Source organism: Paracoccus jeotgali, assembly GCF_002865605.1.
Taxonomy (GTDB): domain Bacteria; phylum Pseudomonadota; class Alphaproteobacteria; order Rhodobacterales; family Rhodobacteraceae; genus Paracoccus; species Paracoccus jeotgali.
Genome location: NZ_CP025583.1, coordinates 2329767 through 2356692, shown reverse-complemented (window position 1 = coordinate 2356692; position 26926 = coordinate 2329767). Strand labels below are relative to the sequence as shown.

Here is a 26926-nt window from a genome sequence, read left to right as displayed (position 1 = left end):
AGGACAAATGATGAACGTGAACACCGATCTTGAAGTGCGCGAAGGCGTCGATCGCGAGACGGTCGAGACCGTCGCGAGCATGGGCAGCTATAAATACGGCTGGGAAACCGAGATCGAGATGGACTATGCCCCCAAGGGCCTGTCCGAGAACATCGTGCGCCTGATCAGCCGCAAGAACGAAGAGCCCGAATGGATGACGGAATGGCGGCTGGCCGCCTATCGCCGATGGGTCACCATGACCGAGCCGAGCTGGGCGATGCTGAACTATCCCAAGATCGACTTTCAGGACCAGTATTACTATGCCCGCCCGAAAAGCATGGCGGTCAAGCCGAAATCGCTGGACGAGGTCGACCCCAAGCTGCTCGCCACCTATGAAAAGCTGGGCATCCCGCTGCAGGAACAGATGATCCTGGCCGGGGTCGAGGGCGCCGAGGCGACCCCCGCCGATGGCCGCCGCGTCGCGGTCGATGCGGTGTTCGATTCGGTCAGCCTTGGGACGACCTTCCAGGACGAGCTGGCCAAGGCCGGCGTCATCTTCTGCTCGATCAGCGAGGCGATCCGCAAACATCCCGAGCTGGTGCAGAAATATCTGGGCAGCGTGGTGCCGCAATCCGATAACTATTACGCGACGCTGAACAGCGCCGTGTTCTCGGATGGCAGCTTTGTCTATATCCCGCCGGGCGTGACCTGCCCGATGGAGCTGTCGACCTATTTCCGCATCAACGCCGAAAACACCGGCCAGTTCGAGCGCACGCTGATCATCGCCGACAAGGGCAGCCATGTCAGCTATCTGGAAGGCTGCACCGCGCCCAAGCGCGACGTCGCGCAGCTGCACGCGGCGGTCGTCGAGATCGTCGTTCTGGAAGACGCCGAGGTGAAATATTCCACCGTCCAGAACTGGTTCCCCGGCGACGAGGAAGGCAAGGGCGGGATCTACAACTTTGTCACCAAGCGCGCGGACTGCCGCGAGGCCCGCGCCAAGGTGATGTGGACGCAGGTCGAAACCGGCAGCGCGATCACCTGGAAATACCCGTCCTGCATCCTGCGCGGCGACGAAAGCCAGGGCGAGTTCTATTCCATCGCCATCACCAACAACATGCAGCAAGCCGATACCGGCACCAAGATGGTCCATCTGGGCAAGAACACGCGCTCGCGCATCGTGTCCAAGGGCATCTCGGCGGGCCGCGCGCAGAACACCTATCGCGGGCTGGTGTCCATGCACCCTCGCGCCACAGACAGCCGCAACTATACGCAATGCGACAGCCTGCTGATCGGCGACAAATGCGGCGCGCATACCGTCCCCTATATCGAGGTGCGCAACAGCAGCAGCCGGGTCGAGCACGAGGCCACGACCTCGAAGGTCGATGACGATCAGCTGTTCTATTGCCGCAGCCGGGGCATGGATGAAGAGGAAGCGGTGGCGCTGGTCGTCAACGGCTTCTGCCGCGAGGTGCTGCAGGCCCTGCCGATGGAATTCGCGATGGAGGCGCAATCGCTGGTCGCGATCTCGCTGGAAGGTTCCGTCGGTTAAACATCGTCCAGGAGAACCAGCTTGCCCGATCTCGCGATCTTGTCTCACGTGACATCCCCCTGCCTCCGGGCCGGGGGATCTCGCGCCTTGGGCGCGGGACAGACGTCCTCGCCCGCAGCGGGCGGCACTGGCTTGGCGCGGATTTCGCCATGATGGACGTTCACGAGACCCCGACCGTCCCGGCCGAGAACCCGCCGGCCTTTACCCTGACCCTGCCAGAGGCCGAGGCCGCCTGCTTCCGCGCGCATATCCGCGAGGGGATGACGGTGCTGGAATATGGCAGCGGCGGCTCGACCTTCGAGGCGCTGCGGCTGGGGGCAGGGCGGGTGTTTTCGGTGGAAAGCGACCGGGACTGGGCGAACAACATCAGGGAAGAGCTGGCGAATGAGTTCTCGCCGGACCGCTTCCATGTCCATCACGCGGATATCGGCGCCACGCAGGCTTGGGGGCGGCCGCTCGATCACAGCGGGTTCAAGACCTATCACCGCTATCCGCACGAGATCTGGGATGTGGACGGGTTCGCTCACCCAGACCTGATCCTGATCGACGGACGCTTCCGCACGGCCTGCTTTGTCGCCGCGGCTACGCGGATCACGGCGCCGGTGACGCTGCTGTTCGATGATTACGGGGTTCGGCCCGAGTACCACTGGGTCGAGGAAATCTGCCCCCTGTCCAAGATGGCAGGGCGCATGGCGGTGTTCGAGCTGACGCCACGAACAATACCGCCGCAACTGATGACGCGGGTGGCCGGCAGCTATGCCGATCCGCGCTGAACACTTCGAGATGGGAACGAACATGCTGAAAATCGAAAACCTGCACGCAGAACTGGAAGATCAGGACAAGCAGATCCTGAAAGGGGTGACGCTGGAAATCCCGGCCGGAGAGGTGCACGCGATCATGGGCCCGAACGGCTCGGGCAAGTCGACGACCTCTTATGTGCTGTCGGGGCGCGGCGGTTACGAGGTGACCGAGGGCACGGCGACGCTGGACGGCGTCGATCTGCTCAGCCTCGAGCCCGAGCAGCGGGCGGCGGCCGGGCTGTTTCTGGCCTTTCAATACCCGGTCGAGATCCCCGGCGTCGGCAACATGACTTTTCTGCGCACCGCGCTGAACGCACAGCGCAAGGCGCGCGGCGAGGAGGAATTGTCGGCGGCAGAGTTCCTCAAGCTGATCCGCGAAAAGGCCAAGGCGCTGAACATCGACGCCGACATGCTGAAGCGGCCGGTCAATGTCGGCTTCTCGGGCGGTGAGAAAAAACGTAACGAAATCCTGCAGATGGCCATGCTCGAACCGCGCATGTGCATCCTGGACGAAACCGATTCGGGACTTGATGTGGACGCGATGCGGCTGGTTGCGGACGGGGTGAACGCCTTGCGCAGCCCCGAGCGCAGCTTTCTGGTCATCACCCATTATCAACGCCTGCTGGACCACATCAAACCGGACGTCGTGCATATCATGGCCGGTGGGCGGATCGTGAAATCGGGCGGGCCGGAACTGGCGCTCGAGGTCGAGCAGAACGGCTATGCCGATCTTCTGGCGGAGGTGAGTTGATGACGGCGCTGGCTGCTTTGACCCGACCGCGCGACGCCAACGCGGATCGGCTGCTAGAGGCGCGTCTGGACGCGCTCGACCTGCCGCGGGGTGGGTTCACCGCCAAGGCACGGGCCGCCGCGCTGGAACGCCTGCGCAAGCAGGGCCTGCCCGGTCGGCGCGACGAATACTGGCGCTATACCGACCCGACCAGCTTCAACGCCGCAAGCCCCGCGCCGCTGCCCGTCGCCGGTCCCGGCCCCGACCGCCCGCTGTTCGAGGATCTCGACCGGCTGAAGCTGGTCTTTGTCGATGGCGTGTTCGACGCGGCCGAATCGGACGATCTGAGCCTTGAGGGGATCGAAATCTCGACCCTGCGCGCGGCCGAGGATCAGGCCGATCACTGGGCCGCGGACCTGTTTGGCACGCTCGAGGCGGAAAGCCAGAAGCGCGTGCCCCGCCCGATGGCGGCGCTGAACACCGCGGCCGCGCGCGAAGGCGTGCTGATCCGCGTCACCGGCAAGCCCACGCGCCCGGTCCATCTGATCTATCGCCGCCGCGACGACACGGCCGATGTCTATTTCCACCATGTCATCCGTCTGGAGACCGGCGCGGAAATGACGCTGCTGGAAACCGGGATGAGCGGCGCGCGCTCGAACCACATGATCGAGGTCGATCTGGCCCCGCAGGCCCGCTTTCACCATGTCAGCGCCAAGCGCGCCGGGCATGAAAAGCACAGCTGGGGCGGCATCTTCGCCCGCATCGCGACCGAGGCGCATTTCAAATCCTTTGCGCTGTCGGTCAACGGCACCATGATGCGCTATGAAACCGTGCTGGACATCCTTGGCGACGACGCCGTGGCCCATGTCGCGGCCGCCGTGCTGGGCGACGCCAATCGCGGCGATTTCCACCATGACGACACGGTGTTCATCACCCATGCCGGCGAGCGCTGCGAATCGCGTCAGGTCTACAAGAAGGTGCTGAAGAACGGTGCTCGCGGCGTGTTTCAGGGCAAGATCCTTGTCGAATCCGGCGCGCAGAAAACCGACGGCTATCAGATCAGCCAAGCGCTGCTGCTGGACGAAAACAGCCAGTTTCTGGGCAAGCCCGAGCTTGAGATCTATGCCGATGACGTGAAGTGCAGCCACGGCTCGACCACCGGTGCCATCGACGAGACGATGCTGTTCTACATGCGCTCGCGCGGGTTGCCGCGCGCGCGGGCCATCGTGCTGATGGTGCTGTCCTTCCTGGCCGACGCCCTGGCCGAGATCGAGGATGAGACCCTGCGCGAACAGATCAGCGAACGTCTGGACGCATGGCTGACCCGGCACGCATGAGCCGCCCCGGCATCGCGCCGCGAATCCTGGCCAGCTGGCGCAGGCCGGGACAGGTCGTGCGCGAGCTGTCGCCATTGGGCGAGGGCACGCTGGTCGCCCTGCTGATGGGCGCGATGCTGATTTTCCTGATCGCGCAGGCGCCGGGCCATGCCCGCGCGGCCGCGCTCGACCCTTCGGTGCCGCTTGGCGGGCGCATGGCGGGGGCGGTCATGGCGGTGATTTTCGTGATGCCGCTGCTGGCCTATGCGGCGGCCTGGCTGGTCGCCGCCGTGGCCGGGCTGACCGGATCGCGGCTGAGCGGCCCCGATTCGCGTCTGGCGCTGTTCTGGGCGCTGCTGGCGATTGCGCCCGCGATGCTGCTGTCCGGTCTGGTCGAGGGGCTGATCGGCCCCGGCACGGCCCTGTTCGCCACCCGGCTGCTCGCCGGCGTGGGATTTCTGTTCATCTGGGCCGCCGGACTGCGCGCCCTGTCGAGGGCCGCATGAATTTCGACGGATTTCTTCAACTTCTCCGCAACAGCCTGCGCCAGCCGGAACTGGCGCTGCGCCAGTTGCACGGGCTGAACCTGCCGGTCTCGGCCCGGTGGATGGCGCTGGTCGTGCTGGTCTCGCTGTCGTCGATCATGGCGACGCTGGTGATGCGCGCCTTCCCCTTCCTGGGCGATGGCGGCATGAACCTGCCCGAGATCGCGCCCATCCCCCGCGCCGCGCTGCAGTTCGTGGGCATCGCGCTGGCGGCATGGCTGATTGCGACGGTGGGCCGGGCCTTTGGCGGGCGCGGCAGCTTTGGCACCTCGCTGCTGGTGGTGATGTGGCTGGAAACCGTGCTGCTGGTCGCGCAGGTGGTGCAACTGCTGATCATGCTGCTGTTCCCCCTTGGCGGCAGCGTCTTGGGGCTGATCGCAGTGCTAGCGGTGATGTGGATGAGCGTTCAACTGATCAAGGCGCTGCACGGGTTTTCCAGTGCGGGCCTGGTTTTTCTGGGCATGCTGGCGACCGGGCTGATGACGCTGATGTTTCTCAGCGTGCTGGCCGGTGCGCTTGGCGTGCTGCCCGATCCTAGTGCTGGAACCTGAGACATGAGCTTCGACATCGACCGCGTTCGCGCCGACTTTCCGATCCTGTCGCGGCAGGTGAACAACCGGCCTCTGGTCTATCTGGACAACGGGGCGAGCGCGCAGAAACCGCAGGTCGTGATCGACGCCATCACCCGCGCCTATCAGGACGAATACGCCAATGTTCACCGGGGGTTGCATTATCTCTCCAACCTCTCGACCGAGCGTTACGAGGCCGTGCGCGGGATCATCGCGCGCTTCCTGAACGCCCCGCACGAGGATGAGATCGTCTTCGCCTCGGGCGCGACCGAGGCGATCAATCTGGTGAGCTATGGCTGGGCTGCGCCGCGCCTGCAGGCGGGGGACGAGATCGTGCTGTCGGTGCTGGAACACCACGCCAATATCGTGCCCTGGCACTTCCTGCGAGAGCGGCAGGGCGTGGTGCTGAAATGGATCGAGCCGGACGCCGATGGCAGCCTGCCCGCGCAAAAGGTGCTGGATGCGGTCGGCCCGCGCACCCGGCTGATCGCGCTGACCCATATGTCGAACGTCACCGGCACCGTGGTCGATGTGGCGGCCGTGGCGCGTGGGACAGATGTGCCGCTACTGGTCGATGGCAGTCAGGCGGCGGTTCACATGCCCGTCGATCTGGCGGTGATCGGCGCCGATTTCTACTGCGTGACCGGGCACAAGCTTTACGGGCCGTCGGGGTCGGGCGCGATCTGGATCAGCCGCGCGCGTCAGGCCGAGATGCGCCCCTTCATGGGCGGCGGCGACATGATCCGCACCGTGACCCGCGACGCCGTCGATTATGCCGACCCGCCCCTGCGGTTCGAGGCCGGGACCCCCGGCATCGTCAACCAGATCGGTCTGGGCGTGGCGCTGGAATATCTGATGGGCCTGGGGATGGCGAACATCGCCGCGCACGAGCGCGCCTTGCGCGACCACGCCCGCGACCGGCTGCGCGATCTGAACTGGCTGCAGGTTCAGGGCGACGCGCCGGATAAGGGGGCGATCTTTTCCTTCACCATGCAGGGCGCCCATGCCCATGACATCGCAACGATTCTCGACAAGCGCGGCATCGCGGTCCGCGCCGGAAGTCATTGCGCCATGCCGCTGATGGATTTTCTGGGCGTCACCGCCACCGCCCGCGCCAGCTTCGGGATGTACAACACCCTGGCCGAGGTCGATGCGCTGGTCGATGGGCTGCAATTCAGCCGCGAACTCTTCGCCTGAGGGCGCACGCGGGCGCAATGGTCAGCCCGCCTTTTTCGCCAGCTTCCCATTGCGGCGGCCCCGGATACCGGCTAATCAGGCGCGCACGCACCCGTAGCTCAGCTGGATAGAGCGCTGCCCTCCGAAGGCAGAGGTCACAGGTTCGAATCCTGTCGGGTGCGCCAGATCAGCCCCACAATCCCCTGATATTGATGCCCCCGCGCGGCGCGTGGCGATTCGTCGCGGCTTTGCGCGTCGCACCAATGGAAAAGCCCCCGCCGAGGCAGGGGCTTGTCAGAACGATGGTGCCCAGGAGAAGACTCGAACTTCCACGCCTTGCGGCACACGGACCTGAACCGTGCGCGTCTACCAATTCCGCCACCTGGGCAGGTGTCGTGAGGCGGGTGATTAGACTGGGTGCCGGGGGGTGTCAACGGGCTTTGCGAAAAAATCTCGCGGCTGTCGGCGGAAACTTGGCGAAGCGGGCCGCCGCGTCAGGGGGTCGCGCTTGCCCGGCCCTGCGTGGCGCGCTATCAGCGGGGGCAAGCCCAAGGAAAAGGATGCCAGCTGATGTCGAAGATCGTCACGATTTATGGCGGCTCGGGGTTCGTCGGACGCCAGATCGCGCGCCGCATGGCACAGCTTGGCTGGCGCGTCCGCGTCGCCGTCCGCCGCCCCAGCCAGGCGCTGTTCGTGCGCACCTATGGCGCGGTCGGTCAGGTCGAGCCGGTGCCGTGCAACATTCGCGACGACCTTTCCGTGCGCGCGGCCATGGCCGATGCCGATGCGGTCATCAACTGCGTGGGTATTCTGGTCAATGAGGGCCGCAACCGATTCGAGGCCGTGCAGAGCGAAGGCGCGGGCCGCGTCGCCCGCATCGCCGCGGAAACGGGCGTGCCGCGGCTGGTGCAGATCTCGGCCCTGGGCGCGGACTCCGATTCCAACAGCACCTATGCCCGCACCAAGGCGCAGGGCGAGGAAGAGGTGCTGAAGCATTTCCCCACCGCGATGATCCTGCGCCCCTCGGTCGTGTTCGGCCCCGAAGGCGGCATCTATGACCGCTTTGGCCGCATGGCGAGCATGGGTCCGGTCGTCGCCATCACCGGCGGCAACACAAAGATGCAGCCGGTCTTTGTCGACGATGTCGCGCGCGCCGCCGAGATGGGCGCGACGGGCGAGGCCGCGCCCGGCATCTATGAGCTGGGCGGCCCCGACATCCTGACCGTGCGGCAGATCGTCGGCCAGGTCCTGCGCGAGATCTATCGCCGCCGTCTGGTGATCAACCTGCCCTTCTGGCTGGCCGGGCTGGTCGGCGGGGTTTTCGATATCGGCGCGATGCTGACCGGCGGGCTGCTGACCAACCGCATCCTGACCCGCGATCAGGTCCGGCTGCTGCGCCACGACAACGTGGTCTCGCCGGGCGCGCGCGGCTTTGCCGAGCTGGGCATCAAGCCTATCGACGCCGACGCGGTGATCGGCGACTATCTGTGGCGCTTCCGCCCCGGCGGGCAGTATGCGGCGATCACCGCCTCGTCGAAGAACCTGCGCCCGCGGTAGAATGACCAACTCCATCGTTGCTGCGCTGCTGGGCCTGCTGGAAGGCCTGACCGAGTTCATCCCCGTCTCATCCACCGGCCACGTCCTGCTGGCCGGCTATTTCCTGGGCTTCGACAGCCCCGGCCGCGCCTTCGAGGTGCTGATCCAGCTGGGCGCGATCCTCGCGATCCTGGGCGTCTATGCGGGGCGGCTGTGGGGGATCTTTCGCGCCGCACCGCATGACCCGCAGGCGCGTCGCTTCATCTGGGCGGTGCTGCTGGCCTTCCTGCCGGCGGTGGTCGTCGGCGTGCTGGCCCATCCGATCATCAAGACAGTGCTGTTCGAGACCCCCGTCCTGATCGCGAGCATGCTGATCGTGGGCGGCGTGATCCTGCTGCTGGTCGACCGCAACCCGCCCCCGGTCCGCGTCACCGAGACCGAGAGCATCCCGCTGAAAACCGCCATCGCCATCGGCTTCATCCAGTGTCTGGCGATGATCCCCGGCGTCTCCCGCTCGGGCGCGACCATCGTCGGCGCGATGCTGCTGGGGGTAGGCAAGCGCGCGGCGGCCGAGTTTTCGTTCTTTCTGTCGATGCCGACCATGGCCGGGGCATTCGCCTATGATCTGATGAAGAACCGCGAGATTCTGGACGCGCAGGCGACCGGAAATATCGTCATCGGCTTTGTCTGCGCCTTTCTGGCCGCCATCGTGGTGGTGAAATGGCTGCTCGGCTATGTCTCGCGGCATGGCTATGCGCTGTTCGCCTGGTGGCGGATCGGGGTCGGCGCGGCGGCGCTGCTGGCCATGGCGCTTGGCGGCTGACGCTGTCCGGCATTGTCACCGCCCCGCCATGGCGTCAGACTGAGCCACCAGATAGCGGGTGACCCATGCCGATCCGATCCCCTGACACCGACTCCCCCCTTTCGCCCGCGCCTCTTGTCGAGCGCGGCCTGCTGCTGGCGGTCCTGCTGCCGGGGGTGGCGGGGGCGGCGGGGTTCACCCCGCCCGAGGGCTGCCGTCTGACCCTGACGGTGCAGAACCGCAGTTGCACCGTCTCGCAGCATTTCATCTGCGAGGCCGACCCCGCGGGCGACCAGCACGTCACCCATTTCGACAGCGACGGCCCCAGCTTTCATTCGCACATCGATGCCGAGACGCGGTGGCTGGAGCTGACCGATCTGCGCAGCGGGTTGCGCGATGTGCTGGCGCCGGATGCGGCGGATCACGCCTCGTTCAGCACGCTGCAGCGCGAGGGCCGCGACGATTTCGACTTCTGGACGGTGTCGAGCGATGGCGAGCGGCTGCGCCATATCGGCCGCGATGTCCTGACCGGCGAGGCGGTCGAGATCGACGGGCAAACGCTGGAACTGACCAGCTTCGACCTGCGCACCTTTTCGAGCGAGGGCGAGTTGCTGATCGCCGCCAGCGGCCAGCAATTCGTCAGCCGCGCGCATGGCCGGTTCTATGGCGGGATCGAGCGGTCCGAGGACTGGACCGGCACCGTCACCGAATCGAATGACAGCCCGATCAGCTTTGCCGGCCCCGGCGATCCCGGCTTTGGCGCGACGACGCCGCTGTTCGGCTGTGAGATGCAGATGGTGCGGGCCGGGGGCGGGGACAGCGCGTCCTAGGTGCGGGTCATCGGGTGAGTGATGACAGCGCGGCAAGCGCAGGGCCACGGGTGCCGGCCCCACACCAAGGGCACGCCGCCGTCACTCTCGATGATAAGGCTGGCCGGCGAGGATGCTGGCGGCGCGGTAAAGCTGCTCGGCCAGCATGGCGCGGACCAGCATATGCGGCCAGACCATCCGGCCCAGGCTGATCTGCCAGTCGGCGCGGTCGCGCAGCGCGGGCAGCAGCCCATCGGCGCCGCCGATCAGCAGCGCCAGATCGCGGCCCTGATCGCGCAGGCCCGCGATCCGCGCGGCAAATTCGGGGGAAGAGGGCTGCTCGCCCCGTTCATCCATGGCAATCAGAAAGGCACCGGCGGGCAAAGCGCGCTCGATCAGCGCGGCCTCGCCTGCCATGCCTGCGCCGCGCCGGTCGTCGATTTCGACCAGTTGCACGGGCGGCAGGCCCAGCCCGCGCCCGGTCTTGGCGAAGCGGTCGAGGTAGTCGTCCAGCAAGGCGCGCTCGGGCGAGGCGCGCATCCGGCCGACGGCGATCAGGGTGATCTTCATGCGTCAACGCCGCCCGGCTGCGCCAGCACGGTCGGCGCAGCCCAAGCGGCCATGCTCAGGCCGGGTTGGCGGGGCTGCGCAGGGATTGCAGTTGATCGCCCTGCATCCACATCTTTTCAAGCTGATAGAAGTCGCGGACCTCGGGTCGGAAGACATGGACCACGACATCGGCGGTGTCGATCAGCACCCAATCGCCGGTCTCTTTGCCTTCGATCCGGGCCGTGCGGCCGGTGGCATCCTTGAGACGCTGGGTCAGCTTTTCCGCGATGGTGGCGACATGGCGCGCGTTGCGGCCCGACGCGATCACCATGTGATCGGCCATGGCAGAGCGTCCGCGCAGATCGATCGTCACGACGTCTTCGGCCTTGTCATCGTCGAGCGAGCCAAGAATACGCGCCAGAATTTCGTCGCTGGTCAGATCCTGCGGCGCGGCGGTCACATTCGGCTGATCGGCCGATTGGACATGATGGGACAGGGTTCATCCTCCGGTCATCGCGCCTGTTCTCCCCGGCGCCGGGACACCCCCAATATAGCATTGATGCCGGTTTTCTCAATCGCCTGCGATGAATTTCGGCGGCGAGGGGTCGTCGTTCAGCAACCGCACCTCGCGCTGCGGGAAGGGAATGGTGATGCCGTTGTCCTGAAACGCATCCCAGAGCGCCAGAAAAACCTGCCCGCGCACATTGGTCAGACCCCGCTGCGCGTCCGAAATCCAGAACCGCAGCACATACTGGATGCGCCCCTCTTCCAGCCCGGTGATCCAGCAGACGGGGGTGCGCTGCGCCAGCACACGCTTGACGGTCAGGGCGGCGTTGATGGCGATCTTGCTGACCTTGTGCGGGTCGTCCCCGCAGGATGCCGTGAACTCGACATCCAGCCGGACAAAGTCGTTGGTATGGGACCAGTTCACCACCTGGCTGGTGACCAGATCCTCGTTCGGGATCAGGTATTCCTTGCCGTCGCGGGTGACGACGCTGACATAGCGCGCACCAAGCGCGTCGATCCAGCCAAAGGTGTCGCCCAGGCTGATGACGTCGCCGGGCTTGATCGACTTGTCGAGCAGGATGATGATCCCCGAAACTAGGTTCGAGACCACCTTTTGCAGGCCAAAGCCCAGGCCCACGCCGACCGCGCCGGAAAACACCGCGATGCCGGTCAGATCGACGCCGATGGCGCGCAGCCCGATGGCGAAGGCCAGCGTGATCAGGATGACCTGCACCAGCTTGGTCACCAGCACCTGCATGGTGGGCGTCAGCGAGGCCGAGGTCGACAGCCGCCGCGACACCGCCCGCGTGATCAGCCGCGAGCCCGCGATCAGCAATGTGATCACGGCCAGCGCCTTGAGCGCGGTCAGCAGCGACAGCCGGAACGACCCGATGCCAAGCGCGAGGCTGTCGAGCAGCCGATAGGTCGCATCGGTCAGCCCCAGCAGATACAGCACCGCCCAGATCCACGCCGCCCACCGGACCACGCGCCGAAACAGCGAATTGACGATCAGCCGGGCCAGGAACGCGATGGCCAGGATCGCGGTGGCGATGGTCGCGGCCTCGGCGATCAGCTGGCTCAACGAGGGCCAGGTGATCTGGCGCATCACCAGCACCACCGTCCAGGCCATGGCCGAGAACAGGATCAGCCGCAGCCGCTGCACCACCATCAGCCCGGTCCGCAGCCGCCATTTCGGCCATCCCTGCCGCCGGCGCAGCCATTTGCGCAGCCGTGGCGCCAGCAGCCACGCCAGAAGATGGGCCAGCACGATCAGGAACAGCACCGTCCAGATCTGGTTGATCCGCGACGGCAGCAGCATCAGCCGGAAGGTCAGGTCGAGCTGGTGCCAGAATCCTCCGGCCGCGTCGATGATCTGGTCGGATGTGGCGGCGGGTTCGTTCATCAGGCGATTAGACAGGTGCAAGGCGCGGCGGGCAAGACCCTGCCGAACTGACGATTCCCCTTGCCAGCAAGGCGGGCCAAGGCTACCTCTGTCCGCGGAATTCGGGAGACTTCGGCCAGAGCCGGGGCCGAAGGAGCAACCGCCCCGGTAAACTCTCAGGCAGCAGGACCGGTTCCGCATGAACTCTGAAGAGAGGCCGCTTGGCCCGCCGAAGGATGACGATCTCAGGCGCCCATGGTCGCAAAGGCCGGGCACGGACAGAGGGGGCAGCCAAACCGCGCAATCGGGCGCAAGGAGGATGCCGTGACCGAAACCGACACCCTGAAACAGACCCCCCTGCATGATCTGCATGTGGCGCTTGGCGCGCGCATGATGCCCTTTGCCGGCTGGGACATGCCGGTGCAGTATCCGATGGGCGTGCTGAACGAGCATCTGCACACCCGCGATCAGGCCGGGCTGTTCGATGTCAGCCATATGGGCCAGATCCTGCTGCGCGCGCCCTCGGGGCAGGCGGCGGATGCGGCGGCGGTGCTGGAAACGCTGGTGCCCGCCAATCTGGTCGATCTGCCCAAGGGCCGGCAGCGTTACGGGCTGTTCACCAATGAACGCGGCGGGATCGAGGATGACCTGATGATCGCCAATCGCGGAGATCACCTGTATCTGGTGGTCAACGCTGGCTGCGCCGACAGCGATCTGGCGCTGCTGCGTCGACTGGACGGGGTCGAGGTCGAGCATGTGACCGACCGCGCCCTGCTGGCCTTGCAGGGCCCGCAGGCCGCCCGCGTGCTGTCGGCGCTGATCCCGGCGGTGGCGAACATGACCTTCATGGATGTGGCGACGCTGAACTGGGACGGGGCCGAGGTCTGGGTCTCGCGTTCGGGCTATACGGGCGAGGACGGGTTCGAGATCTCGCTGCCTGCCGACCGCGCCCGCGAATTCGCCGATGCGCTGCTGGCCGATCCGGCGGTCGCGCCGATCGGGCTGGGCGCGCGCGACAGCCTGCGGCTCGAAGCCGGGATGCCGCTTTACGGCAATGACATCGGCGCGGACGTCACACCGGGGCAGGCGGCGCTTGGCTGGTCGATCCCCAAGATCCGCCGCAGCGGCGGCGCGCGCGAGGGCGGGTTTCCCGGCGCCGATGTGATCCTGCCCGAACTGGCGCAGGGCGCTGACACGACACGGCTGGGGCTGCGCCCGCAGGGCCGCGCGCCGATCCGGCAGGGCGTCACGATCTTTGACGCCGAGGCTGGCGGAACGGCCATCGGGCATGTCACCTCGGGCGGGTTCGCGCCCTCGGTCGGGGCGCCGGTGGCCATGGCCAGCCTGCCTGCCGCGCTATCGCCGGGCGACATTGTCTACGCCGAGCTGCGTGGCAAGCGCATTCCCGTCGAAATCGCCCCGCTGCCCTTTGTCCAACCCCATTACAAACGCTAAGGAGCGTCCCATGCTGAAATTCACCGAAGACCATGAATGGCTGAAGCAGGACGGCGATGAGGTCATCGTCGGCATCACCGCCCATGCCAGCGAGCAGCTTGGCGATGTCGTCTTCATCGAACTGCCCGAAGCCGGGCGCGAGGTCGAGGCGGGCGAGGAAATCGTCGTGATCGAATCGGTCAAGGCCGCGTCCGACATCTCCGCGCCCATCGCGGGCACCATCACCGCCGTGAACGAGTCGCTGTCGGACAATCCCGGTGCGGTGAATGACGACGCCATGGCGGCATGGTTCTTTCGCATCAAGCCCGCCGCCGGCGCGGCCATCGACGGCTTCATGGACGAGGCGACCTACAAGGCGCTGATCGGCTAGCGCCGCGCGCCGCAAGATCGGGCAGGGGCCGCGGCCCCTGATCCCGGACCAGATCTCACCCCCGCAATTTGTGCCCGCGGTCGCAGCCGCGTGGCGAGGATGGATTGAATGACCCGCTGGACCCTGACCGACTATAACCCGGACGATTTCGCCAACCGCCGCCATATCGGCCCCTCGCCCGCCGAGATGGACGAGATGCTGAAGGTCGTGGGCGCCGATTCCCTTGACGCGCTGATCGAACAGACGGTCCCGGCCTCGATCCGGCAGGCCGATACGCTGGATTGGGAGCCGCTGTCCGAGGCCGGGCTGATCGCGCGGATGCGCGAGGTGGCGGCGAAGAACCGGGTGATGACCAGCCTGATCGGGCAGGGCTATTACGGCACCGTCACGCCGCCTGCAATCCAGCGCAACATCCTGGAAAACCCGGCCTGGTATACGGCTTACACGCCCTATCAGCCCGAAATCGCGCAGGGCCGGCTGGAAGCGCTGCTGAACTATCAGACCATGGTCAGCGACCTGACCGGGCTGCCCGTCGCCAACGCCTCGCTGCTGGACGAGGCCACCGCCGCCGCCGAGGCCATGGCCATGGCGCAGCGCGTGGCCAAGTCCAAGGCGACGGCGTTCTTCGTCAGCGACAACCTGCACCCGCAGACGATTTCCGTCATCGAGACGCGGGCCGAACCGCTTGGCATCCGCATCATCCGCGGCGCGCCCGAGGATCTGGACCCGTCCGAGGTCTTTGGCGCGATCTTCCAGTATCCGGGCACCTTCGGCCAGATCCGCGACCTGACCGCCGAATGTCAGGCGCTGCATGACGCGGGCGCCATCGCCGTTGTCGCCAGCGACCTGCTGGCGCTGTGCCTGCTGAAGGAACCGGGCGCGATGGGCGCCGATATCTGTATCGGCTCGTCGCAGCGCTTCGGCGTGCCGATGGGCTATGGCGGACCGCATGCGGCCTTCATGTCCTGCCGCGACGCCTATAAACGCTCGATGCCGGGGCGGATCGTCGGGGTCTCGATCGACGCCAAGGGCAACATGGCCTATCGCCTTGCCCTGCAGACCCGCGAGCAGCATATCCGGCGCGAAAAGGCCACCTCCAACGTCTGCACCGCGCAGGCATTGCTGGCGGTCATGGCGTCGTTCTATGCGGTGTTCCACGGCCCGGTCGGGCTGCGGGCCATCGCGCAGCGCGTCCATCTGCACGCGGTCAGCGTCGCCAATGCCCTGCGCGCCGCCGGGGCCGAGGTCGAACCGGATGCCTTCTTCGACACCATCACCGTGCGCGTGGGGGTGGGGCAGCTGGGGATCCTGGCCGCCGCCCGCGAACATGGCATCAACCTGCGCAAGATCGGGCGCGACCGGGTCGGGATTTCCGTCGATGAAACCACCGACGCCTCGGTCATCGCGCGGCTGCTCGATTCCTTCGGTATCACCGATGCCGCCCAGCCCGCGACCGAACCCGCCATCCCCGAGTCGCTGCTGCGCGAAAGCAGCTATCTGACGCATCCGGTCTTTCACATGAACCGCGCCGAATCCGAGATGATGCGCTATATGCGCCGCCTCTCGGACCGCGATCTGGCGCTGGATCGGGCGATGATCCCGCTCGGCTCCTGCACGATGAAGCTGAACGCGGCGGCCGAGATGATGCCGATCACCTGGCCCGAATTCGGCGCGCTGCACCCCTTTGCGCCCGCCGATCAGGCCGCAGGCTATGCCGAGATGCTGCACGACCTGACCGAGAAGCTGTGCCGCATCACCGGCTATGACGCGTTCTCGCTGCAGCCCAACAGCGGCGCGCAGGGCGAATATGCGGGGCTGCTGACCATCCAGGCCTATCACCGCGCCAATGGCGACGATCAGCGCGATGTCTGCCTGATCCCGGTCAGCGCCCATGGCACCAACCCGGCCTCTGCCCAGATGTGCGGGATGAAGGTGGTTGTGGTCAAATCCGCCCCGAACGGCGATATCGACCTTGAGGATTTCACCGACAAGGCGCGTGCGGCGGGCGACCGGCTGGCGGCGGTGATGATCACCTATCCCAGCACGCATGGCGTGTTCGAGGATACCGTCCGCCAAGTCTGCGACATCACCCATGAACATGGCGGCCAGGTCTATATCGACGGGGCGAACATGAACGCGCTGGTCGGGCTGGTGAAGCCGGGCGAGATCGGCGGCGATGTCAGCCACCTGAACCTGCACAAGACCTTCGCCATCCCCCATGGCGGCGGCGGGCCGGGCATGGGACCGATCGGGGTCAAGGCGCATCTGGCGCCGCATCTGCCGGGCGATCCGCAATCGGGGCAGGGCGCGGTCGCAGCGGCACCCTATGGCAGCGCATCGATCCTGCTGATCTCATGGGCCTATATCCTGATGATGGGCGGCGAGGGGCTGACCCAGGCGACGCGGGTGGCGATCCTGAACGCGAACTATATCGCCAGCCGCCTCAGCGCCGGTTATCCGATCCTGTTCATGGGCAATCGCGGTCGGGTGGCGCATGAATGCATCATCGACACGCGGCCCTTTGCCGAACATGGTGTGACCGTGGACGACATCGCCAAGCGGTTGATCGACAACGGCTTCCATGCGCCCACGATGAGCTGGCCGGTGTCCGGCACGCTGATGGTCGAGCCGACCGAATCGGAAACCAAGGCCGAGATCGACCGCTTCGTGACCGCCATGCTGGCGATCCGGGACGAGATCCAGTCCGTCGCCGATGGCGAGGTCGCGGTCGAGGACAGCCCCCTGCGCCACGCCCCGCATACGGTCGAGGATCTGGTCGCGGAATGGGACCGCCCCTATAGCCGCGAGGCGGGCTGCTTCCCCCCCGGCGCCTTCCGCGTCGACAAATACTGGCCGCCGGTCGGGCGCGTCGACAACGTCCATGGCGACCGCAACCTGATCTGCACTTGCCCGCCACTGGAAGCCTATGCCGAAGCGGCCGAGTGACCGCGATCCGGGCCGTTCTGCATTCGCGCGGAACGCGGACGGCCCGAACTGCGTTTGAACCCTGAACTGAAAAGAAAGGGTCAATGAAATGAAAGGCGTCGTCGCTTGGTTTCTGGGCGTTCCGCTCGTTGTGATCATCATCCTGTATCTGACCGGCATCTTCTAGGATTGCCCGTCCAGACCATGACTTTCCGGCCCGTCAACCGCGTAGAGCGGCTGGCGGGCCGTTCCCCGTCGGGGCTTATTTCGGCTTGGGCCGGAACGCCTTGATGCGCGTGGGGTCGGTCTCGATCCGCGCCGCCCCCAGCAGGTCGAGGCAATAGGGCACCGCCGCGAGCACCGCGTTCAGGCAGGTCGCGATGGCCGAAGGCTTGCCGGGAATGGTGATGATCAGCGTCTTGCCGCGGCTGACGGCGGTCTGGCGCGACAGGATCGCGGTCGGCACCTCGGCCAGCGAGGCGCGGCGCATTTCCTCGCCAAAGCCGGGATACTCCCGCTCTGCCACGTCGAACACCGCCTCGGGGGTGACATCGCGCGGCGCCGGGCCGGTGCCGCCGGTGACAAGGATCAGGTCCGCGCCCTCGTCGCAATATTCGCGCAGCGCGTCTGCGATGACACCGCGCAGGTCCGGAACGATCCGGCGCAGGATCTCCACATCCGAGGTGATGACCTCGCGCAGCCACGCCTCGGCCCCCGGCCCGCCCTTGTCCTCATATTCCCCGCGCGAGGCACGGTCAGAAACGGTCAGGATGGCGATGCGGGCAGGCTGGGTCATGGCGGCGGTCCCTGTGGGTGAAATCGGGGCCTGATCCTGCCCCGAAACCGCCCGGAAGGAAAGCCGCGCCTAATCCGCCTGCCTGACCCGCGCATTGCGCGCCGCCAGCAGCTTCAGCCGCAGCGCGTTCAGGCGGATGAAGCCGGCCGCGTCCTTCTGGTCATAGGCGCCGGCGTCGTCTTCAAAGGTCACATGCGCCTCGCTATACAGCGAATGATCCGACCAGCGGCCGACCGTGGTGGCGCTGCCCTTGTAGAGCTTGAGCCGCACGGTGCCGGTCACATGCTCTTGCGACTTGTCGATGGCGGCCTGCAGCATCTCGCGTTCGGGGCTGAACCAGAAGCCGTTATAGATCAGCTCGGCATAGCGCGGCATCAGGCTGTCCTTGAGGTGCCCGGCACCGGCGTCCAGCGTGATCTGCTCGATCCCGCGATGCGCTTCCAGCAGGATGGTGCCGCCGGGCGTTTCATAGATGCCGCGCGACTTCATCCCGACAAAGCGGTTCTCGACGAAATCCAGCCGGCCGATCCCGTGCTTGCGGCCATATTCGTTCAGCGCCGCCAGCAGCGTCGCCGGCGACATCGCCTGACCGTCGATCGAGACGGCATCGCCCTTGTCGAAGCCGATTTCGATATATTCGGGCGTGTCGGGCGCATCCTCGGGGCTGGTGGTGCGCTGATAGACATATTCCGGCGCCTCGGCGGCGGGGTCTTCCAGCGCCTTTCCTTCGGAACTGGTGTGCAGCAGGTTGGCATCGACGCTGAACGGCGCCTCGCCACGCTTGTCCTTGGCGATGGGGATCTGATGCTTTTCGGCGAACTCGATCAGCTTGGTGCGGCTGGTCAGATCCCATTCCCGCCACGGCGCGATCACCCGGATCGCGGGGTCGAGCGCATAGGCCGACAGCTCGAACCGGACCTGATCGTTGCCCTTTCCGGTGGCGCCATGGGCCACCGCGTCGGCGCCATGCTGCTGCGCGATCTTGACCAGATGCTGCGAGATCAGCGGCCGCGCGATCGAGGTGCCCAGCAGATATTGCCCCTCATACACTGCATTGGCGCGGAACATCGGAAAGACAAAATCCCGCACGAATTCCTCGCGCACATCGACGATGTGGATGTTTTCGGGCTTGATGCCCAGCAGTTCCGCCTTTTGTCGCGCCGGCTCCAGCTCTTCGCCCTGGCCCAGATCGGCGGTGAAGGTGATCACCTCGCAGCCATATTCGGTCTGCAGCCATTTCAGGATGATCGAGGTATCAAGCCCGCCTGAATAGGCAAGAACGACTTTCTTCGGCGCATCGGACATGGCGGACCCCTTTCAGATTTGGCGAGAGGGATAGGCCTTTCCTGCCGACGTCACAAGAGGTTCGCGGGCGTTAAGCCACTGTTAGCGCGCGTTGCGCTAGATTTGTCGGGCTGGCGCGATTCGAGGACGAAGATGATCGATTGGAAGCGGGTGCAGGCCCTGAAGGAAGAGCTGGGGGCGGATGATTTCCTGCCCGTGGTCGAGCTGTTTCTGGATGAGCTTGAGGGCATCGTCATGCGGCTGGCGCATGGCGATGCAGAGCGGCTGGAATGCGACATGCATTTCCTGCACGGCAGCGCGGCGAGCCTTGGCTTCACCGCCTTCGCCAGCCTCTGCCAGCAGGCCGAGATGGCCTTGCAGCGGCAGGAACTGGGCGGGCTCGATCTGGGGGCGCTGCTGGATTGCTATGCGGCGACGAAAAAGCAGTTCATCGCCGGGCGGCATCTGTGGCAGGGCGAGGCCCCGAATGTCGCGGTCAGATGAGAAACTGCGCCAGCAGCTCGTCCTGGGTGATGTCCTGATAGGCAAATCCCGCCGCGTCCAGCCTCTCGGTCAGCTCGCGCAGATGCCGGGGTTCGGTCGTCTCGATCCCGATCAGGACCGAGCCGAAGTTCCGCGCCGATTTCTTCAGGTATTCAAACCGAGCGATATCGTCCTGCGGCCCCAGCAGTTCCAGAAAGTCGCGCAGCGCGCCGGGCCGCTGCGGCATCCGCAGAATGAAGTATTTCTTCAGCCCGGCAAAACGCTGCGCACGTTCCTTGACCTCGGGCAGGCGTTCAAAGTCGAAATTCCCGCCCGAGCAGACGCAGGCGACCTTCTTGCCTACCAGCGCACCCTGCGCGGCCAGATCCTGCAGCACGTCGATGGACAACGCACCGGCGGGTTCCAGCACGATCCCCTCGACATTCAGCATGTCGAGGATGGTGATGCACAGCCGATCCTCGGGCGCGGTCAGCACCTGATCCGGCGAAAAACCGCGCAGCTGGGCAAAGGGCAGATCTCCGATCCGCGCCACCGCCGCGCCGTCGACAAAGCTGTCGACGCGGGCAAGCGTCGTGGGCGACCCGGCCATCAGCGCCGATTTCAGGCTGGCGCCGCCCTGCGGTTCGGCAAAGATGAATTGCGCGCCGGGGGCGGCATCCTGAAGGTAATGCGTGACCCCCGCCGCCAGCCCGCCGCCGCCGACGGGCAGGATCACCAGATCGGGCGGCGCGGGCATCTGGGCCAGCATCTCCAGCGCGACCGTCGCCTGCCCCTCGATCACATCGGCGGAATCAAAGGGCGACAGAAAGCTCGCCTCTTGCTCGGCGGCGAACTCTTGCGCGGCGGTCAGGGTCTGGTCGAAATAATCGCCGGTCAGCACGATCTCGATCGAATCGCCGCCAAAGATGCGGGTCTTGTCGATCTTTTGATGCGGCGTCGTCACCGGCATGAAGATGGTGCCGCGCGCGCCGAAATGCCGACAGGCATAGGCGACGCCTTGGGCGTGATTGCCCGCGCTGGCGCAGACGAAATGGCGGTTGGTGCCGGCATGGATCGCCTTGCGCATGGCGTTGAAGGCGCCGCGCAGCTTGTAGCTGCGGACCGGCGCCAGATCCTCGCGCTTGAGCCAGATCTCGGTCCCGTAGCGCGCCGAGAGGTGGCCGTTCAACTGCATCGGCGTCGCCGGAAACAGGTCGCGGATCGCGACCTCGGCCGCCGCCACATCGTCAAGAAAATCAGCCATCACACCCTCGCGGTCCACGCCGCCCGGCCTGACACGGCTGGCGGCATGGGTCAACCGCAGGCGGGTCTGCGGCCAGGGCCGGCGGCCTGGCCGATCAACCTCGGCCGCCGACCGATCAGGCCGCGATCACAGCCGCTCGATGGCCAGCGCGATGCCCTGTCCGCCGCCGATGCACATGGTGATCAGCGCGCGCTTGCCGTTGATCCGGTCCAGCTCGTACATCGCCTTGACGGTGATGATCGCGCCGGTCGCGCCGACCGGGTGGCCAAGCGCAATGGCCCCGCCATTGGGGTTCACCCGCGCCGGATCGAAGCCCAGCTCGTTGCTGACCGCCAGCGCCTGCGCCGCAAAAGCCTCGTTCGATTCGATCACGTCGAAATCGCCCGCCGACAGGCCGGTCCGTTCGAGCAGCTTTTTCACCGCCGGAACCGGGCCGATGCCCATGACCTGCGGGCGCACCCCGGCATGGGCGTAGCCCAGCACGCGAAAGCGCGGCGTCAGCCCGGCCTCGCGTGCCGCGCCCGCCCGCGCCAGCACCACCGCCGCCGCGCCGTCATTGATGCCCGAGGCGTTGCCGGCGGTCACGGTCCCATCCTTCTGGAACACCGTGCGCAGCCCGGACAGCTTGTCGAGCGTGGTTTCCTTGGGGTGCTCGTCGGTGTCGAAGCTGACCGTGCCCTTGCGGGTCTTGATCTCGACCGGGACGATCTGGTCGCGGAATCTGCCCTCGGAAATGGCGGCGGCGGCGCGCTGCTGCGATTGCAGGGCGAACTCGTCCTGCGCCGCGCGGGTGATGTTATGCTCCGAAGCGACGTTTTCAGCGGTGACGCCCATATGCCCGGTGCCCATCGGGCAGGTCAGCGCGCCGGTCATCATGTCGATCATCTGCACGTCGCCCATCTTGGCGCCGAAGCGCGCCGCCGGGACGGCATAGGGTGCGCGCGACATCGATTCGGCCCCGCCCGCGACGGCGAAATCGGCGTCGTTCAGGGTCAGTGCCTGCACCGCCGAAACGATGGCCTGCACGCCCGAGCCGCAGAGCCGGTTCACGTTCATCGCCGGCGTGGTGTCGGGGATGCCGGCATCCAGCATCGCCACCCGCGACAGATACATGTCGCGCGGTTCGGTGTTGATGACATGGCCGAAAACCACCGTGCCGATCCGGTCGGGCGAAACGCCGGCCCGCTCCATCGCCGCGCGGGCGACCGTCGCGGCGAGGTCGATGGGCGGAACCCCGGCCAGAGCGCCGCCAAAACTGCCGATCGCGGTGCGCGCACCGGACAGGATCACGATATCATCGTCGGACATTTGCTGTTCCCCCCTTTGGAGTCTGATCGCAGGCAGGTTATGGCGCGGCCGGGCCGCTGTATAGCGTCAACCCTGCGTCGGTTTGATGCGGGGGCCGCTGCCATCGCGGAAGGCCGCCAGCCGCGCGCGCGCCGGGGCCTGGGTGTTGACCACGCCCGCCACCACCGATTCGGCATAGGCAGCATCCAGCGGCGACATGTTCTGCATATGGCTGATGGCCGAGCAGATGGCGAAATTGGTCAGCGGCAGGTTTTCCGCGCAGCGCCGCGCGATCTCATTGGCCTTGGCCCGCGCATCCTCGGCGCGGTAATTGGCCAGACCGACGCTGACCGCGTCATCGCCGCGATACAGCCGGCCGGTCAGCATCATGTCGATCATCCGAGACTTGCCGATCAGATCGGCCACCCGGATCGTCGCGCCGCCGCCGGTGAACAGCCCGCGCTGCCCCTCGGGCAGGCCGAAATAGGCGCTGTCGTCGATCACCCGCAGATGCGCGGCCGAGGCGAGTTCCAGCCCGCCGCCGACCACCGCGCCCTGAAGGGCGGCGATGATCGGGACGCCGCCATACTCCATCTTGTTGAACGCCTCGTGCCAATGCAGGCAGAGATGCATGAAATCCTCGGGCGCGCGGTCGGCGGCGTGGTGTTCGACCAGATCGAGACCGGCGCAGAAATGATCGCCCGCGCCGGTCAGCACGCAGGCCCGGACGCCGTCGCGGGGCAGGGCGCGAAAGATCTCGGTCAACTCGTCGATGGTCGCCTCGTTCAGCGCGTTGCGCTTTTCCGGGCGGTTCAGGGTGACGGTGGCGATGCCGTCGTCATCGACGCTCAGCAGGGTATGGGTCAGCTTGAGGTCAGCGATGCGGGACATGGGGATCAGCCTTTCTCGATCAGGTGGATGATGACGGGGATGGTGGCGACGCTGGCGGCGGTCGAGATCAGCACCGCCGACGACACCCGCTGCACCGCAATCCCGAAATATTGTGCCAGCATGAAGACATTGCTGGCAACCGGCAGGGCGGCGGCGGCGATCATCACCCCCGCGGGTCCGGGGCTGACGCCGAGGGCAAGGCAGGCCAGCGCTGCCGCCGCCGGGTGCAGGACAAGCTTGGCGAAGGACAGCCAGCCCGCGATCAGCGGCCGGTCGGCGCTGCGCCCGGCCAGGCTGGCGCCGATGGCGAACAGCGCGCCGGGGGTCGCGGCGGCCGAGAGCAGGATCAGGAACTCGGAGACCGGCGGCGGGATCGGCAGGTCCAGCGCCGACCATCCCAGCCCGGCCAGCATCGAGACGATCATCGGATTGGCCAGCAGCCCGCGCAGCAGCGGCCCCAGCGTGGCCAGGCTGATGCGGCCGGACTGGCTGGCGGTGACGATGATGGTGATGAGCGTCGAGAACACGATCATGTCGATGGCGAGGATCAGCAGTACCGGCCCCGCCGCGCGTTCGCCCAGAAGCGCGATCAGCATCGGCACGCCCATGAAGCCGGTGTTGCCGATGACGCAGCAATGCGCCTCCATCGCCGCCTGCGGCCAGGTCAGGCCGCGAAACCGCGCCACGCCCAGACCCACGCCCCAGATCGCCAGCGTGCCCAGCAGATAGGCAAGCGCAAAGACCGGGTCCCAGATCTCGCGCAGCTCGAGTTCGGCCGCGAAGCGGAACAGCATGGCGGAGAGCGCGAAGAAGAAGACAAAGCGGGTCAGCCAGGCGGCGGCCTCGGCGGGGAAAAAGCCCGTGCGCGCCGCGCCCCAGCCCAGCCCGATCAGCGCGAAGAAGGGCAGGGTCTTCAGGATGATCTCTAGCATCGCGGCGCGCCTATCGGCCCGACGGGTCTGGCAGGCGTCCCGGTCATGCGTCGGATGGGGCGGGGCCGAAATGATCGGCGCCGCGCTGCCGGGCCAGATCGACCTGCCGCTGCCGCTCGCGGAACCGCGCCCGGTCGGCGTCGCTGTATTCGCCGATGCAGCGGTGGCAAGAGACGCCCGGCTCGTGGTCGGGATGCTGGGTGTCCTCGGCCGACAGCGGACGGCGGCAGGCGTGGCACAGCCCGTAGGACCCCTGCCGCAGCCCGTGGGTCAGGCTGACGCGGCGGTCGAAGACAAAGCACTCGCCCTGCCACAGGCTGTCTTCCTGTGGCACCTCTTCAAGATACTTCAGGATGCCGCCCTGCAGGTGGAACACGTCCTTCACCCCCTGCGAGAGCAGGTAATTGGTCGATTTCTCGCAGCGGATGCCGCCGGTGCAGAACATGGCGATGCGCTTGTTGTGAAAGCGGTGCGCGTTTTGCTGCCACCAGTCGGGAAAGTCGCGGAAGCTGCGTGTGCCGGGATCGACGGCGCCGGCAAAGCTGCCGATTTCGACCTCGTAATCGTTGCGGGTGTCGATCACCGCGACATCGGGATCGGCGATCAGCGCGTTCCAGTCGGCGGGCGCGACGTAATGGCCGACAGCGGCCCGCGGATCGACATCGGGCTGGCCCATGGTCACGATCTCGCGCTTCAGCCGCAGCTTCAGCCGGCCGAACGGCATGTCAGAGGCCGTGCTTTCCTTCCACACCAGATCGGCGCAGCCGGGCAGGGCGCGGATATCGGCCAGCACCGCGTCGATGCCCTGCCGGGTGCCGGCGATGGTGCCGTTGATGCCCTCGGGCGCCAGCAGCAGCGTGCCGCGCACGCCATGGCTGCAGGCCAGCCTTGCCAGCGGCCCCCTTAGCGCGGCAGGGTCGGGAAAGCGGGTGAAATGATACAGCGCACAGACGATCAGCATGATCCCCGCGATAGGCCCGCGCCCGCGCGCTGTCCAGCCTTGACGGGTTTGTCGCAGCCGCGCGCCATTGACGGCAGGCGTTCACCTGCTACCAAGATTTCCAATGAAGGAGGCGATATGTCCACAGCCCTGATCGTCGTCGACATGCAGGTCGATTTCTGCCCCGGAGGCCTGCTTGCCGTGACCGGCGGCGACCTGATCCTGCCCCGCATCAATGCGATGATGGCCGATTATGACGCCGTCATCCTGACCCAGGACTGGCACCCGTCGGATCATACCAGCTTTGCCGACAACCATCCCGGCGCCGCGCCCTACAGCACCACGCAGATGCCTTACGGCACGCAGGTGCTCTGGCCCCGGCATTGCGTTATCGGCTCGGACGGGCGGGGTTCCATCCCGATCTGGCGGTGGACCGCGCCGACATGATCATCCGCAAGGGCTTTCGCCCGCAGATCGACAGCTATTCCGCGTTCTTCGAAAACGACCGCACCACCCGGACCGGGCTGGAAGGGTATCTGCGCGAACGCGGGCTACAGCAGCTGGATTTCGTAGGCCTCGCCTATGATTTCTGCGTCGCCTGGTCGGCCATCGACGCGCGCAATCTGGGCTTCGAGGCGCGCGTGATCCGCGACGCGACCGGGGCCATCCACCTTGACGGCTCGGCCGATGCGGCCAGCGACGCGATGCAGCAAGCCGGAGTCACCCTGACATGATGATGCCGAATGTCGATATCGCCTCGCGGGTCTATAACCACCGCTGGAAGATCGACCCGATCGTGCGCTCGCTGCTCGATACCGATTTCTACAAGCTGCTGATGTGCCAATCGGTGTTCCGCAACCGCCCCGACACCAACGTCACCTTTCAGCTGATCAACCGCACCAAATCCGTCCGGCTGGCCGAGATCGTGGACGAGGCCGAACTGCGAGAGCAGCTGGATCAGGTGCGCCAGCTGCGGCTGACGCGCGGCGAATCGACCTGGCTGCGCGGCAACACCTTCTATGGCAAGCGGCAGATGTTCCGGTCGGACTTCATGGAATGGCTCGAGGCCGTGCAGCTGCCGGAATACGAGCTGTCCACCCGCGACGGCCAGTACGAGCTGCGCTTCGAGGGCAAATGGCCCGAGGTGATGCTGTGGGAAATCCCTGCGCTCGCGATCATCATGGAGCTGCGGTCCCGCGCCGTCACCAAGGATATGGGCCGGTTCGAGCTGCAGGTGCTGTATGCCCGCGCCATGACGCGGGTCTGGGAAAAGATCACCCGGCTGGACCATCTGCCCGACCTGCGCATCGCCGATTTTGGGACGCGGCGGCGGCATTCCTATCTGTGGCAGGATTGGTGCGTGCAGGCGATGGGCGAGGGGCTGGGGAATGCGCCGGACGGCAAGTTCATCGGCACCTCGAACTGCCTGATCGCCATGCGCCGCGACCTGGAGGCGATCGGCACCAACGCCCATGAGCTGCCGATGGTCTATGCCGCGCTGGCCGATACCGATGCCGAGCTGCGTCAGGCCCCCTATCGCGTTCTGGCCGACTGGCACGAGGAACATGACGGCAATCTGCGCGTCATGCTGCCCGACACTTACGGCACCAAGGGGTTTCTGGAAGGCGCGCCGGACTGGCTGGCCGGCTGGACCGGCATCCGCATCGACAGCGGCGACCCGGTTGAGGGTGCGGAACTGGCGATCCGCTGGTGGAAGGAACGCGGCGAGGACCCGCGCGACAAGCTGGTCATCTTCTCGGACGGACTCGACGTCGAAACCATCGCGGCGCTTTACGAACGCTTTCACCAGCGGGTCAAGGTCAGCTTCGGCTGGGGCACGTTGCTGACCAATGATTTCAGGGGCTTGGTCAAGGGCGACGGGCTGGACCCGCTCAGCCTCGTGTGCAAGGCCGTTGCCGCCGAAGGGCGGCCCACGGTCAAGCTGTCGGACAACCCGGCCAAGGCGATGGGCCCGGCGGACGAGATCGCGCGCTATAAGCGGGTCTTCGATCTGGGCGAACAGAGGCGGGTCGAGGTGCTGGTCTGAC

General features: G+C 66.4%; 25 protein-coding genes, 2 tRNA genes, 1 pseudogene and 1 riboswitch. Of the genes and pseudogenes, 17 read left to right on the top strand and 11 right to left on the bottom strand.

Annotation, left to right across the window (positions count from 1 at the left end; genetic code table 11):
- Window positions 1-10: 10 nt before the first annotated feature.
- The 8 genes from sufB (at window position 11) to CYR75_RS11465 (ending at window position 6852) form a co-directional block, all read left to right on the top strand.
- Entirely contained in the window at window positions 11-1531 is a 1521-nt protein-coding gene (gene sufB / locus CYR75_RS11500; RefSeq protein ID WP_101500162.1) for a Fe-S cluster assembly protein SufB, read from the top strand.
- Window positions 1532-1680: 149 nt separating this feature from the next.
- The gene (locus tag CYR75_RS11495) at window positions 1681-2304 is read left to right on the top strand and encodes an SAM-dependent methyltransferase (protein ID WP_225972706.1); all 624 of its coding nucleotides are present in this window, start codon (window positions 1681-1683) and stop codon (window positions 2302-2304) included.
- 22 nt (window positions 2305-2326) lie between these two features.
- Window positions 2327-3082, top strand: coding sequence for a Fe-S cluster assembly ATPase SufC (gene sufC, locus CYR75_RS11490; protein ID WP_101501018.1), 756 nt, complete (start codon window positions 2327-2329; stop codon window positions 3080-3082).
- On the top strand, window positions 3082-4398 hold the full coding sequence (locus tag CYR75_RS11485; protein WP_101500161.1) for a SufB/SufD family protein: 1317 nt from the start codon (window positions 3082-3084) through the stop codon (window positions 4396-4398). Before sufC ends, CYR75_RS11485 begins: the two co-directional genes overlap by 1 nt.
- Entirely contained in the window at window positions 4377-4883 is a 507-nt protein-coding gene (locus tag CYR75_RS11480; RefSeq protein WP_225972705.1) for a hypothetical protein, read from the top strand. The genes CYR75_RS11485 and CYR75_RS11480 overlap by 22 nt, the downstream gene beginning before the upstream one ends.
- On the top strand, window positions 4880-5473 hold the full coding sequence (locus CYR75_RS11475) for a Yip1 family protein (RefSeq protein ID WP_101500159.1): 594 nt from the start codon (window positions 4880-4882) through the stop codon (window positions 5471-5473). Before CYR75_RS11480 ends, CYR75_RS11475 begins: the two co-directional genes overlap by 4 nt.
- 3 nt (window positions 5474-5476) lie before the next feature.
- Complete coding sequence (locus CYR75_RS11470; RefSeq protein WP_101500158.1) at window positions 5477-6688, top strand: cysteine desulfurase; 1212 nt, start codon at window positions 5477-5479, stop codon at window positions 6686-6688.
- An 87-nt stretch (window positions 6689-6775) separates the two neighbouring features.
- Window positions 6776-6852: transfer RNA gene (locus CYR75_RS11465), tRNA-Arg, on the top strand.
- A 118-nt stretch (window positions 6853-6970) separates the two neighbouring features.
- Here CYR75_RS11465 and CYR75_RS11460 read toward each other — a convergent pair.
- Window positions 6971-7055, bottom strand: a tRNA-Leu gene (locus CYR75_RS11460).
- A 182-nt stretch (window positions 7056-7237) separates the two neighbouring features.
- Here CYR75_RS11460 and CYR75_RS11455 point away from each other — a divergent pair.
- The 3 genes from CYR75_RS11455 (at window position 7238) to CYR75_RS11445 (ending at window position 9835) form a co-directional block, all read left to right on the top strand.
- On the top strand, window positions 7238-8224 hold the full coding sequence (locus CYR75_RS11455) for a complex I NDUFA9 subunit family protein (protein ID WP_101500157.1): 987 nt from the start codon (window positions 7238-7240) through the stop codon (window positions 8222-8224).
- A 1-nt stretch (window position 8225) separates the two neighbouring features.
- The gene (locus CYR75_RS11450; protein WP_101500156.1) at window positions 8226-9026 is read left to right on the top strand and encodes an undecaprenyl-diphosphate phosphatase; all 801 of its coding nucleotides are present in this window, start codon (window positions 8226-8228) and stop codon (window positions 9024-9026) included.
- A 65-nt stretch (window positions 9027-9091) separates the two neighbouring features.
- Complete coding sequence (locus tag CYR75_RS11445) at window positions 9092-9835, top strand: hypothetical protein (RefSeq protein WP_225972704.1); 744 nt, start codon at window positions 9092-9094, stop codon at window positions 9833-9835.
- A gap of 81 nt (window positions 9836-9916) precedes the next feature.
- On the opposite strand, the gene rlmH is transcribed toward CYR75_RS11445, so the two are convergent.
- The 3 genes from rlmH to CYR75_RS11430 form a co-directional block, all read right to left on the bottom strand.
- Entirely contained in the window at window positions 9917-10384 is a 468-nt protein-coding gene (gene rlmH / locus CYR75_RS11440) for a 23S rRNA (pseudouridine(1915)-N(3))-methyltransferase RlmH (protein ID WP_101500155.1), read from the bottom strand.
- 55 nt (window positions 10385-10439) lie between these two features.
- Window positions 10440-10823, bottom strand: a complete 384-nt coding sequence (gene rsfS / locus CYR75_RS11435; RefSeq protein WP_101500154.1) for a ribosome silencing factor — start codon at window positions 10821-10823, stop codon at window positions 10440-10442.
- 111 nt (window positions 10824-10934) lie between these two features.
- Complete coding sequence (locus tag CYR75_RS11430; RefSeq protein WP_101500153.1) at window positions 10935-12272, bottom strand: mechanosensitive ion channel family protein; 1338 nt, start codon at window positions 12270-12272, stop codon at window positions 10935-10937.
- Between the two features lie 92 nt (window positions 12273-12364).
- Window positions 12365-12453: riboswitch (glycine riboswitch) on the top strand.
- A 122-nt stretch (window positions 12454-12575) separates the two neighbouring features.
- Here CYR75_RS11430 and gcvT point away from each other — a divergent pair.
- The 3 genes from gcvT (at window position 12576) to gcvP (ending at window position 17022) form a co-directional block, all read left to right on the top strand.
- Window positions 12576-13706: a glycine cleavage system aminomethyltransferase GcvT gene (gcvT, locus tag CYR75_RS11425; protein WP_225972703.1), complete on the top strand. Its 1131-nt coding sequence runs from the start codon at window positions 12576-12578 to the stop codon at window positions 13704-13706.
- Between the two features lie 10 nt (window positions 13707-13716).
- Window positions 13717-14076, top strand: coding sequence for a glycine cleavage system protein GcvH (gcvH, locus tag CYR75_RS11420; protein ID WP_101500151.1), 360 nt, complete (start codon window positions 13717-13719; stop codon window positions 14074-14076).
- 108 nt (window positions 14077-14184) lie between these two features.
- On the top strand, window positions 14185-17022 hold the full coding sequence (gene gcvP / locus CYR75_RS11415) for an aminomethyl-transferring glycine dehydrogenase (protein WP_101500150.1): 2838 nt from the start codon (window positions 14185-14187) through the stop codon (window positions 17020-17022).
- Between the two features lie 241 nt (window positions 17023-17263).
- Here gcvP and mog read toward each other — a convergent pair whose 3' ends face one another.
- Window positions 17264-17797 carry a molybdopterin adenylyltransferase gene (gene mog / locus CYR75_RS11410; protein ID WP_101500149.1) on the bottom strand — a complete coding sequence of 178 codons (534 nt, stop codon included), beginning with the start codon at window positions 17795-17797 and terminating at the stop codon, window positions 17264-17266.
- 69 nt (window positions 17798-17866) lie between these two features.
- Window positions 17867-19102 carry an argininosuccinate synthase gene (locus CYR75_RS11405; protein WP_101500148.1) on the bottom strand — a complete coding sequence of 412 codons (1236 nt, stop codon included), beginning with the start codon at window positions 19100-19102 and terminating at the stop codon, window positions 17867-17869.
- A 132-nt stretch (window positions 19103-19234) separates the two neighbouring features.
- Here CYR75_RS11405 and CYR75_RS11400 point away from each other — a divergent pair, with 132 nt between their 5' ends.
- Window positions 19235-19585 carry an Hpt domain-containing protein gene (locus tag CYR75_RS11400; protein ID WP_101500147.1) on the top strand — a complete coding sequence of 117 codons (351 nt, stop codon included), beginning with the start codon at window positions 19235-19237 and terminating at the stop codon, window positions 19583-19585.
- On the opposite strand, the gene ilvA is transcribed toward CYR75_RS11400, so the two are convergent.
- The 5 genes from ilvA to trhO all read right to left on the bottom strand — a co-directional run bounded on the left by ilvA (window position 19578) and on the right by trhO (window position 24899).
- Window positions 19578-20828: a threonine ammonia-lyase IlvA gene (gene ilvA / locus CYR75_RS11395; protein ID WP_101501016.1), complete on the bottom strand. Its 1251-nt coding sequence runs from the start codon at window positions 20826-20828 to the stop codon at window positions 19578-19580. The two genes, CYR75_RS11400 and ilvA, sit on opposite strands and share 8 nt — an antisense overlap.
- A 126-nt stretch (window positions 20829-20954) precedes the next feature.
- Window positions 20955-22136, bottom strand: a complete 1182-nt coding sequence (locus CYR75_RS11390) for an acetyl-CoA C-acyltransferase family protein (protein WP_101500146.1) — start codon at window positions 22134-22136, stop codon at window positions 20955-20957.
- A 66-nt stretch (window positions 22137-22202) separates the two neighbouring features.
- Window positions 22203-23006, bottom strand: a complete 804-nt coding sequence (locus CYR75_RS11385) for a crotonase/enoyl-CoA hydratase family protein (RefSeq protein ID WP_101500145.1) — start codon at window positions 23004-23006, stop codon at window positions 22203-22205.
- A 5-nt stretch (window positions 23007-23011) separates the two neighbouring features.
- The gene (locus CYR75_RS11380) at window positions 23012-23938 is read right to left on the bottom strand and encodes an AEC family transporter (protein WP_101500144.1); all 927 of its coding nucleotides are present in this window, start codon (window positions 23936-23938) and stop codon (window positions 23012-23014) included.
- Between the two features lie 43 nt (window positions 23939-23981).
- Window positions 23982-24899, bottom strand: a complete 918-nt coding sequence (gene trhO / locus CYR75_RS11375; protein ID WP_101500143.1) for an oxygen-dependent tRNA uridine(34) hydroxylase TrhO — start codon at window positions 24897-24899, stop codon at window positions 23982-23984.
- A 117-nt stretch (window positions 24900-25016) separates the two neighbouring features.
- Here trhO and pncA point away from each other — a divergent pair.
- Window positions 25017-25612: pseudogene (pncA, locus tag CYR75_RS11370) on the top strand (bifunctional nicotinamidase/pyrazinamidase).
- Window positions 25609-26925 (top strand): nicotinate phosphoribosyltransferase, encoded by a 1317-nt coding sequence (gene pncB, locus CYR75_RS11365; RefSeq protein WP_101500142.1) that lies wholly within the window; start codon window positions 25609-25611, stop codon window positions 26923-26925. The pseudogene pncA and the gene pncB overlap by 4 nt, the downstream one beginning before the upstream one ends.
- The last annotated feature ends 1 nt before the right edge of the window (window position 26926 follow it).

Bases quoted from the DNA above. Each gene is read 5' to 3' on its own strand.
- sufB (WP_101500162.1), top strand. From the start codon at position 11: ATGAACGTGAACACCGATCTTGAAGTGCGCGAAGGCGTCGATCGCGAG.
- CYR75_RS11495 (WP_225972706.1), top strand. From the start codon at position 1,681: ATGATGGACGTTCACGAGACCCCGACCGTCCCGGCCGAGAACCCGCCG.
- sufC (WP_101501018.1), top strand. From the start codon at position 2,327: ATGCTGAAAATCGAAAACCTGCACGCAGAACTGGAAGATCAGGACAAG.
- CYR75_RS11485 (WP_101500161.1), top strand. From the start codon at position 3,082: ATGACGGCGCTGGCTGCTTTGACCCGACCGCGCGACGCCAACGCGGAT.
- CYR75_RS11480 (WP_225972705.1), top strand. From the start codon at position 4,377: ATGGCTGACCCGGCACGCATGAGCCGCCCCGGCATCGCGCCGCGAATC.
- CYR75_RS11475 (WP_101500159.1), top strand. From the start codon at position 4,880: ATGAATTTCGACGGATTTCTTCAACTTCTCCGCAACAGCCTGCGCCAG.
- CYR75_RS11470 (WP_101500158.1), top strand. From the start codon at position 5,477: ATGAGCTTCGACATCGACCGCGTTCGCGCCGACTTTCCGATCCTGTCG.
- CYR75_RS11455 (WP_101500157.1), top strand. From the start codon at position 7,238: ATGTCGAAGATCGTCACGATTTATGGCGGCTCGGGGTTCGTCGGACGC.
- CYR75_RS11450 (WP_101500156.1), top strand. From the start codon at position 8,226: ATGACCAACTCCATCGTTGCTGCGCTGCTGGGCCTGCTGGAAGGCCTG.
- CYR75_RS11445 (WP_225972704.1), top strand. From the start codon at position 9,092: ATGCCGATCCGATCCCCTGACACCGACTCCCCCCTTTCGCCCGCGCCT.
- rlmH (WP_101500155.1), bottom strand. From the start codon at position 10,384: ATGAAGATCACCCTGATCGCCGTCGGCCGGATGCGCGCCTCGCCCGAG.
- CYR75_RS11430 (WP_101500153.1), bottom strand. From the start codon at position 12,272: ATGAACGAACCCGCCGCCACATCCGACCAGATCATCGACGCGGCCGGA.
- gcvH (WP_101500151.1), top strand. From the start codon at position 13,717: ATGCTGAAATTCACCGAAGACCATGAATGGCTGAAGCAGGACGGCGAT.
- gcvP (WP_101500150.1), top strand. From the start codon at position 14,185: ATGACCCGCTGGACCCTGACCGACTATAACCCGGACGATTTCGCCAAC.
- mog (WP_101500149.1), bottom strand. From the start codon at position 17,797: ATGACCCAGCCTGCCCGCATCGCCATCCTGACCGTTTCTGACCGTGCC.
- CYR75_RS11405 (WP_101500148.1), bottom strand. From the start codon at position 19,102: ATGTCCGATGCGCCGAAGAAAGTCGTTCTTGCCTATTCAGGCGGGCTT.
- CYR75_RS11400 (WP_101500147.1), top strand. From the start codon at position 19,235: ATGATCGATTGGAAGCGGGTGCAGGCCCTGAAGGAAGAGCTGGGGGCG.
- ilvA (WP_101501016.1), bottom strand. From the start codon at position 20,828: ATGGCTGATTTTCTTGACGATGTGGCGGCGGCCGAGGTCGCGATCCGC.
- CYR75_RS11390 (WP_101500146.1), bottom strand. From the start codon at position 22,136: ATGTCCGACGATGATATCGTGATCCTGTCCGGTGCGCGCACCGCGATC.
- CYR75_RS11385 (WP_101500145.1), bottom strand. From the start codon at position 23,006: ATGTCCCGCATCGCTGACCTCAAGCTGACCCATACCCTGCTGAGCGTC.
- CYR75_RS11380 (WP_101500144.1), bottom strand. From the start codon at position 23,938: ATGCTAGAGATCATCCTGAAGACCCTGCCCTTCTTCGCGCTGATCGGG.
- trhO (WP_101500143.1), bottom strand. From the start codon at position 24,899: ATGCTGATCGTCTGTGCGCTGTATCATTTCACCCGCTTTCCCGACCCT.
- pncB (WP_101500142.1), top strand. From the start codon at position 25,609: ATGATGATGCCGAATGTCGATATCGCCTCGCGGGTCTATAACCACCGC.